Raw genomic sequence first — 14,748 nt, 5'->3', positions numbered from 1 at the left:
CAGGTGCCGGCGGCACCGCGCGCGTCGAACTCGGAGTGCATGCGGGATGGCTCCAGTTGTCTCGGTGCTGCCGGATCCGGCAACGGCTCCGGGCGGGGCAGCCCGCCGGTGGCGCGCGGCCACGGCGCGGCTTGCGCACGGTGACGTACCGGGCGGCGCCGCACGGTGCCGCCCGGCCGCGGCCGCGGGGCGCTACGCGCTCGTCGCGACCGGCTCGCACCCTCCGTTCCACAGCGCGCCCGGCTGCGCCAGCCCGGGATCCTGGGCGAGGATCTCGGCGTGGCGGCGCTGCAGCCCGGCACCCGGCTGGATGCCCAGCTGCTCGTCCAGCCGCTTGCGCGTCAGGCGGAAGCGCTCCAGCGCCTCGCTCTGCCGCCCGGACCGGTACAGCGCCAGCATCAGCAGCTCGCAGAACCGCTCGTGCAGCGGGTGCTGCGCGACGAGTTGCTGCAGTTCGGCTATCACCTGCGTGTTGTGGCCGAGCACCAGACGGGCGCTCACCAGGTCCTCCCACGCGGTCAGCCGCCGCTCCTCGAAGAGGGTCGCGGCGCTCGCGCACCGCAGCCCCTCCCCGGCGTCGAACAGCGCCGGGCCGCGCCACAGCCGCAGACCGGTCTCCAGCAGCCTCGCCGCCCGCTCGGGGTCGGTGGTCAGCGCGGCTCCGCCGCGAGAGGCGAGGTCGAGGAATCTGTTGGCGTCGACGCACTCCGCCGGCACGTCCAGCAGATAGCCGTTCGGCACGGCGCGCAGGACCGTCGTGCGGTGCATCGGAGTGTGTGCCTCGAGTACTTTGCGCACCCTGGTGGCCTGGGCCTGCAGGGCGTTGCGGGGATTGCCGAGGGCGGAACCGCACCACAGCTCGTCGACGAGCTCCAAGTGCGATACCGCCCGGCCCGCACGGAGGGCGAGGGTCGCGAGCATGGAACGGACCTTGCTGGCCCGAATGTCGCTGCTCCTCTCCGCAACGCTGACGCGCACCGGACCGAGTATTTCAATTTGCACGAATTTCCCCCCACAGCGGTTTCCGCCGGAGATCAGAACAGGAGATTGGACAGGCTTTTCCCCCTTTCGGCGCCCAATCCTTGCAACGTGGAACAACCGGCGTCATCCATCCCCCGGCCCCTTTCCGCCCTCAACGGATGGCGGAGCCGGGCCGGCGCCTCGAACGTTCATTGAGGCACCCGCGCGCCCGGCTCAACGCGGCGTCAACACTCGGATGACGCGGGTCGCCCGCGCCGTTCCGCACCCTTGCGTAGGGGCGGTGCCCGTTCTCTTCAGGGGGTCTTCAGGAAGAGTACGCGCCACCGCCCCCGCCGCCTCCCGCGGGCGGCACCCCCGGCACGGCTCCCGGCGTCACCAGCCCCGCCTCGTACGCGGCAATGACCAGCTGGACGCGGTCCCGGGCGCACAACTTGCCCATGATGCGGCTGACATGGGTCTTTGCGGTGAGCGGGCTGAGCCCGAGCACATCGCCCACCTCGGCGTTGTTCAGGCCCCTGGCCACCAGGGTCAGCACCTGGCGCTCGCGGACCGAGAGCACCGCGAGTCCGTTGCTCACGAAGCCGGCCGGGATGTCCGCCCGCGGCGCCCTCAGCACCCGGGCGATCAGGCGCGAGGTCGGGCCGGGGGACAGCAGCGCCTCGCCGGCGGCGATGGTCCGGATCGCCTCCAGCAGCGCGGCCGGGCGCGTGTCCTTCACCAGGAAGCCCGAGGCGCCCGCCCGCAACGCGTCGATGACGTACTCGTCGGTGTCGTACGTCGTCAGGACGAGCACTTTCACGCCGGCCATGTCCTCGTCGGCCGCGATCCTCTGGGTCGCCTCGATGCCGTCCAGGTCCGGCATCCGGATGTCCATCACCACCAGGTCGGCGCGGGCGCTGCGGGCCAGCTCGACGGCCTGCCGGCCCGTGCCCGCCTCGCCCACGACCTCCATGTCGGGGGCGGTGTCCACCAGCATCGCGAACGCGGAGCGGACGAGCCGCTGGTCGTCGGCGAGCAGGACCCGGATCGGCTGCTGCGCGTTCATCGGCCGCCCCTCCCCCCGGGGGAGCGCGGTGCGGCCGGAGTGGGTACTGCTCTCATCGGAGTCATCCTTCGGGGTGGGAAACCGCCCCGCGCCCCGCGGCGCGGGCCGTTCGCTGATGCGGGACAAGGAGTTCGGCAGCACGGTCACGGGCGCACTCACCGCAGGGCGGTCCCGTCCGCCGGTGCCGACGGCAGGACCGCGGTGACCGCGAACCCCGCGCCGCCGGTGCGCGGCCCGGCCTGCAGCCCGCCGCCGACGCTGCGGGCCCGCTCGCGCATGCCGACGATGCCGTAACCGCCGGTGCCGTTCGGCTCGTTCCCCGGCACCGGCTCGCGCGCGGGCGCCCCCGAGCCGCCGTCGTCGAGCACGGTGACCCGCAGGGCGCCGTCGGCCTCGCTGCGCGCCACCGTCACCCAGACGCGGACCGCGGGCCCGCCGTGGCGGACCGCGTTGGTGAGCGCTTCCTGCACGATACGGTACGCAGCGGCGCCGACTGCCGGTGCCAGGACGGCCGTTGCGGCGGCATCCGGTGAGGCGCCCGGACGCGACCCGTTGACCGCCGTCGTCCCGCCCTGCGGCTCCGGCCCCATGTGCACCTGCAGGCTCACCCGGGCCCCGGCCGCCTCCGCCGCCCGCGCCAGGTCGGGCAGTCCGTCGAGGCCCGGCAGGGGCCCGTAGCCCGCGGAATCGTTACCGCGGAGCACCTCCAGCGTCCCGCGCAGCTCCGCCCTGGCGTCCCGGCACGTGTCGGCGATCCCGTCCAGCGCCTTGGCCAGGGCCGTACGGTCCAGCCGCTCGGGATCGGCGACCAGGACGTGGGCCGCGACCGCCGTCTGCACCCCGATCAGGGTGATGCTGTGGGCCAGCAGGTCGTGGAGGTCGCGCGCGATGTGTACGCGCTCCTCCGCGACCCTGCGCGCCGCCTCGCGCTCGCGCGTCGCCTCGGCGCGCTCCGCGCGCTCCATGATGGCCCCGACGTAATTGCGGTGCAGGCGCACCGCCTCGCCGATCAGGACGACGTCGGCGATCCAGCCGGCGCTCACCAGCGTCGGCACGATCTCGTGCCCCTTGCCGAACGCCAGCAGGACGGCCGTGGCCACGCCGAAGATGCCGCCGAGGGTGAGGAAGCTGCGCTTGGGCGGGCCGACGACGGCGAGCGTGCACAAGGCCACCAGGCCCGCCGGGAGCACCGCGGTGCGGGGGTAACCCAGTGCGTAGAACGGGCCGTTCATACAGGCAACGGCCAGCACCGTGAGCCACGGCGCCTGGCGCCGCGCCGTCAGGACGAGCGCGGCGCCGGTCAGGAGCGCCCAGCCCGGGAGGTCCGGTGACCGCCGCGTGGTGACCAGGAAGAGCACGCTCTGCACGGCGAGCACCGCCAGCGCGATTCCGAAGTCCTGCAGCAGGACACTGCGTCGTACCGCCGCGTGCCGCGGCAGCAGCAGACGCGCGATCATGGGGGCAACCGGGTCCCGGGACGGCATCACGCTTCCATCGAACCCCGGGAGAGCTTCCCGGGCCACCACATCCACCTCTTCAGCAACAGGCTTGCAGAGGTGACCAGATAGGTACGGACCAGGAAGGTGTCCAGCAGCACGCCGACCGCGATGATGAAGCCCATCTCGACCAGCGCCACCAGCGGCAGCGTCGCCAGCACGGCGAAGGTGGCCGCCAGCACGATGCCCGCGGAGGTGATGACCCCGCCCGTGGTGCGCAGCGCGGTGAGCGCCGCCTCCGAGGAGTCCGCGCCCCTCAGCCGTTCCTCACGGGCCCGGTGCATCAGGAAGATGCCGTAGTCGACGCCCAGCGCGACGAGGAAGACGAACGTCAGCAGCGGCAGGCTGGGGTCGAGGCCCTTGTAGCCGAGGGCCGGGCCGAAGACCAGGCCGCTGAGCCCCATCGCCGCGCCCCAGGAGGCGATCACGGCGAGGACGAGCACCAAGGACGCCACGAGGCTGCGCAGCAGGGCGATCAGGACGAGCAGCACCGCGATCAGCACCAGCGGGATCACCTTGACCCGGTCGTCCGCGTTGGTCGTCGCGAGGTCCATCTGCTGGGCGGTGGGCCCGCCGACGATCGCCTGCGCTCCCGGCACGTCGTGCACCGCGCCGCGCAGGGCGGTGATGGTCTTCTTCTCGCCGTCCGACTCGGGCTTGGCCACGGAGAACACCTGCAGCTCGGTGCGGTCCTCACCGCTGCGGCCCGGCTGCACCGCGGCGACGCCCTTCGTCGCCTTGACGCGCTTCTCCACCTCGCCCGCCTGTTCGGTACGCGTCACGACGGTGATCGGCAGGCTGCTGGAGTCGGGGAAGGCGTCGGCGAGCGTGCGCATCGCGGCGACCGAGTCGGGCTTCTTGAGGAAGGCGTCCTCCTGCTTCAGCGTGCCCGGCAGCTTCACGGCGCCGACCGACAGGGCCGCCAGCGCCGCGACACCGCACAGCAGCACCAGGCCCGGGCGGCGGCCCGCGGAGTTGCCCATCGCCGCGAACAGCGAACGCCGGTGCACGGGCTCCGTACCGTAGGCCGGCACGATCGGCCAGAAGACGCGGCGGCCCAGCAGGACCAGCACCGCCGGCAGCAGCGTCAGCATGGCCGCCAGCGCGCAGAAGACCCCCACCGCGCCGACCGGCCCGAGGCCGCTGCTGCTGTTGAGGTCCGCCGCCATCAGGCACATCAGGCCCGCGACGACGGTTCCGGAGGAGGCGAGGACGGCCGGGCCGCAGCCGCGGATCGCGGACGCCATCGCGTCGTACGGCTGCTCGGTGTGGCGCAGCTCCTCGCGGTAGCGGGCCACCAGCAGCAGCGCGTAGTCCGTGCCCGCGCCGAAGATGAGCACGGTCATCACCGACGTGCTCATCGTCGTCACCGTGAGGTCGAAGGCCTTGATCAGCCCGTACACGCCCGCCATGGCCGCCGAGGCCGCGACCCCGACCACGCAGAGCGGGACCAGCCACAGGAAGGGGCTGCGGTAGATCAGGATGAGCAGGACGGCGACGACGCCCGCGGTGCCCAGCAGCAGGGTGCTGTCGATGGACTGGAAGACCTCGTTCTGATCGGAGGCGAGGGCCACCTGCCCGCCGAGCTCGGCCTTCAGGCCCTCGGGCTTGTCCTGCTTGACGATGTCCCGGATCCCGTCGACCGCCTTGCCCTGCGCGGCCGCGTCCGCCAGCCCGGTCACCGACAGCGCCGTCATCGTCGTGGCGCCGTCCTTGGAGACGACCGTGGGCGGCTCGCTCCCGCCCCGCAGTTCGTAGCGCCCCGCGATCCGCTTGATCTGCGCCTGCGCGGCCTTGCGGTCGCCCTCGGAGAGGCCGCCGTCGCGGTGGTACACGAGGATGGCGTCCGAGGTGTTGCCGCCCGGCAGCTTCTGCAGCAAGTGCTCGACCCTGGTGGACTCGGCGCTGGCCGGCAGGTAGTCCACCGGCCGGTCGCGCGCCGCGCCGCTGAGCTTCTCGGCGAAGGGCGCCGTGACCGCGAGCACCACGATCCACAGGGCGATCACCGCCCACGGCAGGGCGCGGCGCCTCGACCTCCCTTCGCGTGCCGGTCGCAGCCGGCCTTCCTTCCGCTGCGTTTCCGCCGCCGGAGTCATGTCTCCCGCCGCCTCCTCCGAGCCGAAATCCAGTGACCCTCCCAGGATTCCGGCGCGAAGCGCCCGGCACGTCGGCCCGGAGAGCGAAGCGGAAGCTAATCCGCCGGGTGCAACGGGGCAGTTGGTACTCCCGCGGGAGTAACGCGGCCGGGCCGGGGCGGGAGCGGCCGGGTGCGGACATTCGGTGACGGGAGCGGACGCTCGGTGTCATCCCGTACTCCGCTGGTAGGAGGGCCGGATCCGTCCCCCGGGACGACGACGGATGCGGGGGCACCGAGGCATGGTGGAGGTATGAAGGGCAGGGAGCGCAGGGCGCACACGAAGGGCCGCGGGCCCGGGCGGCGACGGAGAGCGGTGTGAGCGCGCTCCTGCTCCCGGTGCTGCTCTGCCTGGTCTCGGCGGTGGCGTACGCGGGCGCGGCCGTCGTGCAGGAACGGGTCGCGGCCACGGCGCCCGGCGGGCCCTGCGGGCCCCTGCGCCGGCCGGGCTGGTGGGGCGCGGTCGCCCTGACCGGGCTCGGCGCGGGGCTGCACGTGGTGGCGCTCGCCTACGGGCCGCTGAGCCTCGTCCAGCCCCTCGGGGCGCTCACGATCGTCTTCGCGCTGCCCATGGCGGCCCTCGCCGCCCGCAGACCCGTGGGCGCGGCGGGGTGGCGCGGCGCGCTGCTGGCCACCGCCGGGCTCGCCGGCCTCCTGACCCTGACCGGCCCGCCGCACGCCGAGTCCCTCGACGCCGGCCGGCGGCCCGGCCTCGCCGCCCTGGCACTCGCCGCAGCGGCCGTCCTCGCGCTGGGCGCGCGCTGGGCGCGGCGGGCCGTCGTACGCGGAGTGGTCCTGGCCGCGGCCGCCGGCACCGCGTACGGCATGGCCTCCGTGCTCACCAAGGCCGCAGCGCAGGACTGGACCTCGCACGCGACGGACTTCCTCGCCTTCACGGTGCCGGCCACCGTGGTCCTCGCCGCGGCCGGCATGCTCCTGTCCCAGGCCTCCTACCGCGGGGCGGGGCTGGCGGCGCCGCTCGCGACGGTGACCACCGTGAACCCCGTGGTGGCGGCTGCCGTCGGGACGGCGGTGCTGGGAGAAACGTTCCGTTACGGGGTGGCGGGCGGCCTCCTGGCCGTCCTCGCCGGCGCGGTCGCCACGGCGGGAGTCATCACCTTGAGCCGCCTCACCCCGGACCGCGCCGACGCCCGCGCGTCCGCCGGCACCCCCGCGATCCCGGGCGCCCGCCGAAGACTCACCCATGCCGCGGCGGACCGGGAGTAACGGGCCCGGGCCCGGGCCCGATCACCCTGCCGCCGGGGTTGCACGCCGCGGCCCTGACCAGTCGGCCCGGCCCGACGGCGCCGTACCGAAGGGGAGCCGTGGCGGCAGCCCCCGGGGGTGCCCGAAACTCTCTTCCGCCGCGGCGGTGATCAGTTGGGACGGTGCGTCCCGGCGGTGCCGCGCCGAGGGCGCCCCGGTGCCGCGGAGCCGTACACGTGAGCACCCCGTTCGTGACCGCGCTCCGGGAGGAGGTATGGCCGTGGCGCGGGAAGCGCGACACGATGGGGCCCGTCCGGCCCGCCCCCTCCGGAGGAGCCCCGTGGACTTCGACGTCGTCGTGGAGATCCCGCAAGGCAGCCGCAACAAGTACGAGATGGACCACGAGCTCGGCCGCATCCGCCTGGACCGGCTGCTGTTCACCTCGACCCGCTATCCCGCCGACTACGGCTACATCGAGCGGACCCTCGGTGCCGACGGCGAACCGCTCGACGCCCTCGTCCTCGCGGGCGAGCCGACCTTCCCGGGGATCGTCATCAGGTGCCGCGCCATCGGGATGTTCCGCATGCGCGACGAGAAGGGCGAGGACGACAAGGTGTTGTGCGTCCCGTCGGGCGACCCCCGCCACGAGCACATGAGGGACCTGCGCCACCTGCCCGAGTTCGACCGCCTGGAGATCCAGCACTTCTTCGAGGTGTACAAGGAGCTCGAACCCGGCAAGTCCGTGGACGAGGGCGCCCGCTGGGCGGACCGCACCGCCGCCGAGGCGGAGATCTCCGCCTCCTACGAGCGGGCCGCGGCGACCCGCGCCGGGCACGGGCGGGAGCACCAGGCGCCCCCCTCCCCGCGCCCGTCGCCGCCGCCCGTGCCGTAGGACCGCCGCGCCGCGTACCCCGCGTGCTCAGGCCTCCCGCAGCAGCGCGGCGAGGTCCCCGTCCACATCGAGGTGGCCGCCCTCGCTGCCGGCCGGTACGAGCGCGTAGGAGCGTGCGAGGAAGCGCCGCAGCTCGGAGGTGTCGATCTGCACCATGGCCACGCCCTCCACGGCGTGGAACTCCAGCACCGTGCGGTCCGGTCCGCACGGCCACACGTGGACGTCGCCGCCCCCGGTCGGTGCGATCAGGCCGCAGGCGAGCGTCTCGCGGGCGAAGACCCATTCCACGTCGGCCCCGTCGAGGGAGGCCACGGGCGGGAAGGCGATGTGGACGGCGAAGGGATCGGAGGGTACGTAGCGCAGCTGTGCGGGGACGGCGCGGTCCTGCGGGGCCGACACAATGAGCCGTGCCTGGACAGCCTGGTCGATGACAGTGGACAACGCGTGCTCCCTCGCGATCGCTGTGATGTGGTGCGGGTCCTTGCGGTGGTACGGGGTGGTGCGGGGTCCTGATGCGGTGCTGCCGTGGCGGGCGTGCCCGCCGCCGGCGGATCCGGGAGGGGTCCGCCGTCCGGAGAGACGCCGTCTGGAGAGACGGCGGTTCGATCGCTGCAGTGCACATGATTCAAGCGTGACCTGCATCACGATCCTTTGATTGGAAAAGACATAAGCCGTCTCAGCCATGAAATCGCTGCCCGAACACCACTCTGATCACCTCTGCACCGGCAGCACCGCCAGTACCTCCCACCCCCCGCCCGGGACCGGCCCGGCCGTCAGGGACCCGCCGATCGCGTCCGCCCGCTCGCTCAGCCCGACCAGCCCGAGGCCCCCGGTGTCCTCGGGCGCGTGCGGCGCCGGCCGCCCCGCGGGGCCGTCGTCGCGCACGGACACGAGCAGGCGCCGCTCCGCCCCGCGCAGCGTCACGCGCACGGCCGACGCCCCGGGACTGTGCTTGGCCACGTTGGCCAGCCCTTCGGCGACGATCCGGTGGACGGAGGCGGCCAGCTCCGGGGCCAGCCCGGAGCCGAAGCGGGGGTCGACGTGGAGGTCGACCCGCACGGCGCCCGGCCCCGTCCGGCGGAAGTCGTCGACCAGTGCGCTCACCCCGTCCAGTCCGGGCAGCGGAGCGCGCGGGGCCGCGTCCCCGTCGTCGTGGTGCAGGACGCGCAGCAGCCGCCGGGACGAGGTCAGCGCCTCGTCGCCCGCGGCCTGGATGTCCCGCAGCGACGCGGCGACCCGCTCGTCCTCGGCGACGGTTCCGGTGGCCTTGGCCAGCAGCGTCATCGCGGCGACGTGGTGGGAGACGAAGTCGTGCAGCTCGCCCGCCAGCTCCAGGCGCTCGGCCTCGCGGGCGGCGGCCACGGCCCGGGCGCGTTCGGCGTCCCGGTAGCGCAGGCACAGGCCCGCCGAGGCGACGACGGCGACGACCAGGGCGTAGACGACGACGGCGGCGCCGGGCGCGCCGGTGTCGCGCACGGGCGCCACCAGGACCCCGGCGGCCAGCGCGACGCCCGCCGGCACGGCGGCCCGCACCGGCACCCGCCACGCGACCAGGGCGAGCAGCACCAGCAGGGCCGCGCTCTCCGTCACTCCCCAGGCGGGCAGGCGCTCGCCCGCGGCCATCAGGTAGCCGGTCGCCGCCCAGGACACCGCGACCGCGGCCGCGGCCCGCGCGGCGAGCGGGGCCCAGGGCAGCAGGCACAGGGCCACCAGCAGCCCCGCGGTCCACACCACGAGGTGGGCGTGGTGGCCGCAGGCCTGCCCGGGAAAGACGGCTCCGCGCGCCAGCAGACGGCCCTCCAGCAGCCACAGGCCGCACAGGCCGCACAGGCCGGCCAGCAGCCGGCCGAGCCGGCGGCGCCGGGCGGCCCGGAGGGCGGTCCGGGAGGCGCTCCAGGGGGCGCTCCGGGCAGGGACGGACGGCAGGGATGTCGGCGTCATGCGCTTCACGCTAGGCGCGCGCCCGGGGGCGGCGGATCGCCCGTCCAGCCACTCCGCCCCGGCCAAAAGGATGAACGTTGGACGTTTGAACCCTCACCGACGCCAGGTCCTCCGGCCTGGGTGCCGGAACCTCCGTCCGGCCCCGGTGAACCCGAGCCGTACAGCTGCTAGCTTGCCCGGTCATGAGACGGACGCTGACGACGTTACGCACCCTCGGCGCGGCCCTGTGCGGCGCCGCACTCGCCCTCGCGGGCACCACGATCGCACCCGCGGGCACCGCACTCGCACCCCCGCCCGCCCACGCGGACGGCAGGCCCACCAGCCCGGCCTGGGACGGCCGGGACAGTGGCAGCGACGCCCGCTTCCGGGGGCTCGCGGCGGTCAGCCGCTCCACGGCGTGGGCCGCCGGCACGAAGGGGACGGTCCTGCTCACCCGCGACGGCGGACGCAGCTGGCGAAACGTCTCGCCGCCCGGCGCGGGCACCCTGGAGTTCCGCGACGTGGAGGCGTTCGACGCCCGCCGGGCCGTGGTCCTGGCCATCGGCGAGGGCGAGGCGTCCAGGGTCTTCCGCACCGACGACGGCGGCCGCACCTGGACGGAGACCTTCCGCAACACCGACCCGAAGGCCTTCTACGACTGCCTGACCTTCTTCGACCCGCGCCACGGCATCGCCCTCGGCGACCCCGTGGACGGCCGCTTCCGCATCCTCGCGACCGGCGACGGCGGCCGCAGCTGGAGCGTCCTGCCCGCCCGCGGCATGCCGGCCGCGCTGCCCGGCGAGGCCGCCTTCGCGGCGAGCGGCCAGTGCGTGGTGAGCTCCGGCCGGCACGACGCCTGGATCGCCACCGGCGGCGCCGCGTCCTCGCGCGTCCTGCACTCCGCCGACCGCGGCCGCACCTGGACCGTCACCGGCACGCCCGTCCCGGCCGGCGATCCCGCGCGCGGCGTCTTCGGCCTGGCCTTCCGCGACCGCACGCACGGCCTGGCCGTCGGCGGCGACTACCGCGCCGGGCAGCCCTCGCAGCGGGCCGCGGCCGTCAGCGGCGACGGCGGTACGACGTGGGCGGCGGCCTCCCGCCCGCCCGGTTCCTACCGCTCCGGCGTCGCCTGGCTGCCGCACAGCCGCACCACGGCGCTCGCGGTCGGCCCGGCGGGCAGCGACCTCACGACGGACGGGGGCCGCACCTGGCGCGCCTTCGACACCGGCTCCTACGACACGGTGGACTGCGCGCCGGACGGCGGCTGCTGGGCGGCGGGGGAGAAGGGGCGCATCGCCCGGCTGACCGGCCGGTAGCCGCGCCGGGCAGGCACACCCGGGGCGGCGGCAGCCGCGTTCAGGACGGCAGCTCCTGCCGGTAGGACTCCAGGGCAGGGGCTGTCTTCGTCGGGATGAACTCGGTGATCGAGTACTCGCACACGCCCGCCACGGTGAACGGGTCGCTCCGCGTGATCTCCTCGATCTTCGCCCGGTCCTCGCCCACGGCGAGGATGACACCGCCGTCCCGGGGCACCTTCCGGCCGGAGGCGATGAAGACGCCGGACGCGTAGTGCGCGTCCAGCCAGGCCACGTGCTCGGCGAGCGCGGCGTCGATGCGCTCGATCGGCGCGATGTAGGTCAGCTCCAGTACGAACATGATCGCCAGGCTACGCGCCGGGTAGCGTGGGCCCACTATGAGCATGGCAGAGGTAACCGACGTACCGCCCGGCTGGCCCACGACCGAGGCGGAAGCGACCGCACTGCAGAACGAGTTGCGGGGCCGCACCGTCCTGGACGAACCGGGCCCGCCGCCCGGCGAGCCGCTCGTGGCCGTCGGCGTCGACGTGGCCTACGACGACGAGCGGGACGTCGTCGTGGCCGCCGCCGTCGCCCTGGACACCGCCACCATGAGCGTCGTGGACGAGGCGACGGCCGTCGGGCGGGTCGCCTTCCCGTACGTCCCCGGGCTGCTGGCCTTCCGCGAGATCCCCACCGTGCTCGCCGCCCTCGAACGCCTCGCCGTCACCCCCGGCCTGGTCGTCTGCGACGGCTACGGCCTCGCCCACCCCCGCCGCTTCGGCCTCGCCAGCCACCTCGGCGTCGTGACGGGCCTGCCCACCATCGGCGTCGCCAAGAACCCCTTCACCTTCCGCTACGACGCCCCCGGACCGTGCCGCGGCGACACCTCGCCCCTCCTCGACGGCGACGAGGAGGTCGGCCGCGCGTTGCGCACCCGGCCCGGCGTCAAACCGGTCTTCGTCTCCGTCGGCCACCGCACGAGCCTCGCCAACGCCACCGCCCACACCCTCGCCCTGGCACCCGGCTTCCGCCTCCCGGAGACGACACGGGCGGCGGACGGGCTGTGCCGGCGGGCGCTGAAGGGGCTGGTCGCGGGCTGACCGGCGGTCACCTGCCGGGCCGGGCGGCCCCCTGGCGGGGCACGGCACCGCCATACTGGCTCCCGCCCCCTCCCGAGGCCCGGCCCGGGCCGTATCGCGCCGGAAAGGCGGTCTCCATGGATCTGCCCGTGCCCCTGTCCGGGGTCGTTCCGCCGCTCTGCACACCGCTGACCCCGTCCGGCGAGGTCGACACCCGCTCGCTGGGCTCGCTCGTGGAACACGTCCTCGGCGCCGGTGCCCACGCCGTCTTCGTGCTCGGCTCCAGCGGGGAGACGGCCCACCTGGACGACGCCCGGCGCCGCACGGCACTGCGGGCGGCCGTCGACGCCGTCGCCGGGCGGGTGCCCGTCCTTGCCGGCGTGGTCGACATGAGCACCGCACGCGTCCTGGACCACGCCCGGGCCGCCGCGGCGCTCGGCGCGGACGCGCTCGTCGCCACCGCCCCCTTCTACGCCGCCACCCACCCGGGGGAGGTCCGTGACCACTTCCGCCGCGTCCGCGACGGCGCCGGGCTGCCGCTCGTGGCGTACGACATCCCCTCGTCCGTGCCCACCCGCCTGGACGCGGGCATCCTCCTTCCCCTCGCCGAGGACGGGACCCTGGCCGGGCTCAAGGACAGCAGCGGCGACCTCGGCGCGCTGCGCCGGCTCCTCGTCGAGCTGCGGCGGCACGGCCGGGCCGGGTCCTTCTCCGTGCTGACGGGCTCCGAACTGGCGGTCGACGGGGCCCTGCTGGCGGGCGCTCACGGTGTCGTGCCGGGGCTGGGCAACGTGGACCCGGCCGGGTACGTACGGCTGTACGGGCACGCCCGTGCGGGCCGCTGGGCCGAGGCGGCCGCCGAACAGGACCGGCTCGCCGCCCTGTTCGCGCTCACCGGGGCGGGCGACCTCACCGGCATGAGCACGGGCGCCTCCGCGCTGGGCGGCTTCAAGGCCGCCCTGCACCTGCTGGGGGTCATCGGCTGTCCGGCGACGGCCGCGCCGCAGCGTCCCCTGTCCGGCGCGGCCGTGGAGGCCGTGCGGCACCACCTGGCGGAGGCCGGGCTGCTGTGATCCCGGGAGATGTCACACCCGCGGGCTAGCGTGTACGGGCAAGAAGAACGCAAGAGGAACACAGGAACAGCGGCGCACGCGCGCACCCGGAGGCATCCCATGACCTTGTCCGCACCGCTCAAGGCCCGCGCGAAGGTAAGGGAATTCGCGCTCTCGCTGCCCGGCGCCGTCGAGGAGTTCCCCTGGGAGGAGGATGCCGTCGTCAAGGTCAACAAGAAGATCTTCGTCTTCCTCGGCTCCGAGGCGAACACCGATTCGCCCGGCATCTCGGTCAAGCTCAAGGACGAGGAGGTGCACGGCCACGCCATGGCCGTCGACGGTGCGGCGCCCACGGGCTACGGCCTCGGGCGGCACGGCTGGGTGTCGATCCCGCTCACCGGGGAGAGCGCTCCGGCGGAGGTGCTGTGCGACTGGGTGGAGGAGAGCTACCGGACCATCGCTCCGAAGCGGCTCGTCGCGGAGCTGGACGCGGGCTGAGCCGGCGGGGGCGATGTGACGCTCCGGCCGGGAGCCGAGGTCTTGTGAAAACTGGAACCTGTTCTTAGCATCACGAGTGTTACAGCAGTTGTGTCACAGAGGCCGTGCCGCAGAGGCCCTGTCACCGAGGCCGGGTCACAGAGCCAGCAAAGCCACAGGGGGTCCGGATGACCGGGACAGCCGGCGGTCCGCTCGACGGCGTGCGCGTCGTCGAGCTCGCGGGAATCGGGCCCGGCCCGTTCGCCGCCATGCTCCTGGCCGACCTCGGCGCCGACGTCGTGCGCGTCGACCGGCCCGGCGGCCCGGGCCTGCACATCGCCCCGTCGCGCGACGTCACCAACCGCAACAAACGCTCGGTGACGGCCGACCTGAAGACCGCCGACGGCCGCCGGGCGGTCCTCGACCTCGCCGCCCGGGCCGACGTGCTGATCGAGGGCTACCGGCCCGGCGTCGCCGAGCGGCTCGGCGTCGGCCCCGACGCCTGCCTGGCCCGCAACCCCCGCCTCGTCTACGGGCGGATGACCGGCTGGGGCCAGCACGGCCCCCTCGCCGACACCGCCGGTCACGACATCGCGTACATCGCCGTCACCGGAGCCCTCGGCCTGTCCGGCCCGGCCGACGGGCCGCCCGCCTTCCCCGCCAACCTCCTCGGCGACTTCGGCGGCGGCGCGCTCTACCTGGTGGTCGGCGTCCTCGCCGCCCTCCACCACGCCCGCGCCGCCGGCACCGGGCAGGTCGTCGACGCGGCCATCGTCGACGGCACCTCCCACCTCACCGCGCTCCTGCACGGCATGCTCGCCGCCGGCGCCTGGCAGGACCGCCGCGAGGCCAACTTCTTCGACGGCGGATCGCCGTTCTACGGCACCTACGAGGCGGCCGACGGCGGCCACATGGCGGTCGGCGCCCTCGAACAGCGCTTCTACACGGAGTTCATGGAGCTCCTCGGCCTCGCCGAGCTCGCACCCGCCCGCGACGACCCGGCCCGCTGGGGCGAGCTGCGCGCCGCCGTCGCCGCCCGCTTCCGCACGCGCACCCGCGCCGAGTGGACGGCCGTCTTCGACGGCTCGGACGCCTGCGTCGCCCCCGTCCTCTCCCTGCGCGAGGCCCCCGCCCACCCGCACCTCGCCGCCCGCGGCACCTTCGTGGA

General features: G+C 74.7%; 14 protein-coding genes. 7 read left to right on the top strand and 7 right to left on the bottom strand.

Annotated features, from left to right (window positions below; translation table 11 throughout):
* Positions 1-192: 192 nt before the first annotated feature.
* From ACSNOG_RS27840 to ACSNOG_RS27825, 4 genes are all read right to left on the bottom strand, one after another.
* Positions 193-921 (bottom strand): AfsR/SARP family transcriptional regulator, encoded by a 729-nt coding sequence (locus ACSNOG_RS27840; RefSeq protein ID WP_436755458.1) that lies wholly within the window; start codon positions 919-921, stop codon positions 193-195.
* Positions 922-1,285: 364 nt separating this feature from the next.
* On the bottom strand, positions 1,286-2,026 hold the full coding sequence (locus tag ACSNOG_RS27835; protein ID WP_436755457.1) for a response regulator: 741 nt from the start codon (positions 2,024-2,026) through the stop codon (positions 1,286-1,288).
* Between the two features lie 155 nt (positions 2,027-2,181).
* Positions 2,182-3,483, bottom strand: coding sequence for a sensor histidine kinase (locus tag ACSNOG_RS27830; RefSeq protein ID WP_436755456.1), 1,302 nt, complete (start codon positions 3,481-3,483; stop codon positions 2,182-2,184).
* Positions 3,484-3,509: 26 nt separating this feature from the next.
* On the bottom strand, positions 3,510-5,618 hold the full coding sequence (locus tag ACSNOG_RS27825; protein WP_436755455.1) for an MMPL family transporter: 2,109 nt from the start codon (positions 5,616-5,618) through the stop codon (positions 3,510-3,512).
* A gap of 356 nt (positions 5,619-5,974) precedes the next feature.
* Between ACSNOG_RS27825 and ACSNOG_RS27820 the strand changes: the two genes are divergently transcribed.
* Positions 5,975-6,883, top strand: coding sequence for a DMT family transporter (locus ACSNOG_RS27820; RefSeq protein WP_436755454.1), 909 nt, complete (start codon positions 5,975-5,977; stop codon positions 6,881-6,883).
* A gap of 319 nt (positions 6,884-7,202) precedes the next feature.
* On the top strand, positions 7,203-7,754 hold the full coding sequence (locus ACSNOG_RS27815; protein ID WP_436755453.1) for an inorganic diphosphatase: 552 nt from the start codon (positions 7,203-7,205) through the stop codon (positions 7,752-7,754).
* Positions 7,755-7,781: 27 nt separating this feature from the next.
* Here the strand turns inward: ACSNOG_RS27815 and ACSNOG_RS27810 are convergent, their stop codons facing one another.
* Complete coding sequence (locus ACSNOG_RS27810) at positions 7,782-8,195, bottom strand: SsgA family sporulation/cell division regulator (RefSeq protein ID WP_436755452.1); 414 nt, start codon at positions 8,193-8,195, stop codon at positions 7,782-7,784.
* Positions 8,196-8,465: 270 nt separating this feature from the next.
* The gene (locus ACSNOG_RS27805; RefSeq protein WP_436755451.1) at positions 8,466-9,695 is read right to left on the bottom strand and encodes a sensor histidine kinase; all 1,230 of its coding nucleotides are present in this window, start codon (positions 9,693-9,695) and stop codon (positions 8,466-8,468) included.
* A 182-nt stretch (positions 9,696-9,877) separates the two neighbouring features.
* On the opposite strand from ACSNOG_RS27805, the gene ACSNOG_RS27800 reads away from it, so the two are divergent.
* On the top strand, positions 9,878-10,990 hold the full coding sequence (locus ACSNOG_RS27800; protein WP_436755450.1) for a WD40/YVTN/BNR-like repeat-containing protein: 1,113 nt from the start codon (positions 9,878-9,880) through the stop codon (positions 10,988-10,990).
* 40 nt (positions 10,991-11,030) lie between these two features.
* On the opposite strand, the gene ACSNOG_RS27795 is transcribed toward ACSNOG_RS27800, so the two are convergent.
* The gene (locus ACSNOG_RS27795) at positions 11,031-11,330 is read right to left on the bottom strand and encodes a YciI family protein (protein WP_382050274.1); all 300 of its coding nucleotides are present in this window, start codon (positions 11,328-11,330) and stop codon (positions 11,031-11,033) included.
* Positions 11,331-11,373: 43 nt separating this feature from the next.
* Between ACSNOG_RS27795 and ACSNOG_RS27790 the strand changes: the two genes are divergently transcribed.
* The 4 genes from ACSNOG_RS27790 to ACSNOG_RS27775 form a co-directional block, all read left to right on the top strand.
* Positions 11,374-12,072, top strand: a complete 699-nt coding sequence (locus ACSNOG_RS27790) for an endonuclease V (RefSeq protein WP_436755449.1) — start codon at positions 11,374-11,376, stop codon at positions 12,070-12,072.
* Positions 12,073-12,188: 116 nt separating this feature from the next.
* Positions 12,189-13,124, top strand: coding sequence for a dihydrodipicolinate synthase family protein (locus ACSNOG_RS27785; RefSeq protein WP_436755448.1), 936 nt, complete (start codon positions 12,189-12,191; stop codon positions 13,122-13,124).
* Positions 13,125-13,223: 99 nt separating this feature from the next.
* Positions 13,224-13,601 carry an MmcQ/YjbR family DNA-binding protein gene (locus tag ACSNOG_RS27780; protein ID WP_436755447.1) on the top strand — a complete coding sequence of 126 codons (378 nt, stop codon included), beginning with the start codon at positions 13,224-13,226 and terminating at the stop codon, positions 13,599-13,601.
* Positions 13,602-13,768: 167 nt separating this feature from the next.
* A partial coding sequence (locus tag ACSNOG_RS27775; RefSeq protein WP_436755446.1) for a CaiB/BaiF CoA transferase family protein occupies positions 13,769-14,748 on the top strand: 980 nt, incomplete at its 3' end.

Origin of the sequence: Streptomyces sp. URMC 124, assembly GCF_051386455.1 — a bacterium.
Taxonomy (GTDB): Bacteria; Actinomycetota; Actinomycetes; order Streptomycetales; family Streptomycetaceae; genus Streptomyces.
This window is presented reverse-complemented; position numbering and strand designations above follow the sequence as displayed.